At 35.1% G+C, this 1,302-nt stretch carries 3 protein-coding genes; 1 reads left to right on the top strand and 2 read right to left on the bottom strand.

Features of this window, described 5'->3' with window-relative positions:
- Nucleotides 1-563, top strand: a 563-nt coding sequence (locus tag ACOVO2_RS12485) for a hypothetical protein (protein ID WP_421770299.1), incomplete at its 5' end; no start/stop codon positions are given.
- Between the two features lie 64 nt (nucleotides 564-627).
- Here the strand turns inward: ACOVO2_RS12485 and ACOVO2_RS12490 are convergent.
- The gene (locus tag ACOVO2_RS12490) at nucleotides 628-924 is read right to left on the bottom strand and encodes a hypothetical protein (protein ID WP_421768176.1); all 297 of its coding nucleotides are present in this window, start codon (nucleotides 922-924) and stop codon (nucleotides 628-630) included.
- Between the two features lie 102 nt (nucleotides 925-1,026).
- Nucleotides 1,027-1,302 (bottom strand): hypothetical protein (locus ACOVO2_RS12495; RefSeq protein WP_421770300.1); only part of this gene is annotated, 276 nt, incomplete at its 5' end.

Here is a 1,302-nt window from a genome sequence, read left to right on the forward strand (position 1 = left end):
CCCGAACGCCCTTTATGTGTGGATTTAAAGCTGGTTGGACTGATTTTGTATTGGCCACGGTCCATATTTATTATGGCAAAGGAACTCCTGTGGATGAACGTAGAGTAGAAGAAATAGAAGAGGTTGCAAGTTTTATTAAAAAACGCAGCGAAGATAAATATGGGTTTACTAAAAACTGGATATTACTGGGTGATTTTAATATATTCAACCGAAAAGATGTAACAATGAAAGCCATTACTGATGCAGGGTTTAAAATTCATAAGAAGTTGCAAACCATTCCTGGCAGCAATGTGAAGCAAGATAAACATTACGACCAAATAGCACTGAAAGTACAAGAAGACAGATTTGCAACCAAAGAAGCTGCTGGGGTTTTGGACTTCTATAAATATGTCTTCACAAAAGATGACGAAGCCTTGTACTCGCCACTGATGAAAGAAGGTAGTAAATATTTAGAGTGGCGAACATTTCAAATGTCGGATCACTTACCAATGTGGGTAGAAATAAAAATTGATTATTCGACCGAATATTTGGAAAGAAAACTATCAGAAAACTTTGGTGGTTAAAAGATTGAAACTTATCTTAGCATCAAAGTTGTAGGAATACAAAATTGCCTTGCACGTGTATGCGTCAAGGCTTTTTTATTTCTGCAATAATTCTTTTCAATTCGTCATTTTCATTTACATAGTGCTGCAATTGTCCTTTTAGATAAGCAACTTGAGAAAGTAAAGCATCAACGGTGCGGTCTTCCTCATTCCACGGTGCGGCTTCATTGAGGTTTTTGGCTTGATTGGCATAGCCACGACAAGTGGATGAGCAATACTTTGCCGTCGAGCGATTGGCAAAATAAACAGTACCACAGTACAAACAAGTTTTTTCAAAAACTTTAGCGTTATATTTGAACTTACTACGGTCGAGAGTAGGCATATATGTATATGTTTTAGTAGTACAAATATAAAATAAAAATTCAGAATTATATCGCAATAATAATGATATAATTCTGAACAATGAAAAAGTGTAATAAGGATACTATCTTGCTACCAAAGCGATTTTCGAGCTCTTTGTATTTTTTCCTATCGCAACTTGAAAATCTACATTTTGATTTCCTTTTCCATAAGTGATATATCGACCAATAACTCGATAATTCTTAAAATCTTTGTACCTGAGATTTAGTTTATCACCCGAAAGCAAAGTATCCGAGTTTATAACGAATTGTGAGGTTTGATTGGATGTAAAAGTTAACGAAAGTGGTGTGTTTTCATTCAGATTTTCATAAGGGCGAACATAAAGTTCAACTGGCATGAT

The sequence above is a fragment of the Emticicia sp. genome, from assembly GCF_049241225.1.
Classification (GTDB): domain Bacteria; phylum Bacteroidota; class Bacteroidia; order Cytophagales; family Spirosomataceae; genus Emticicia.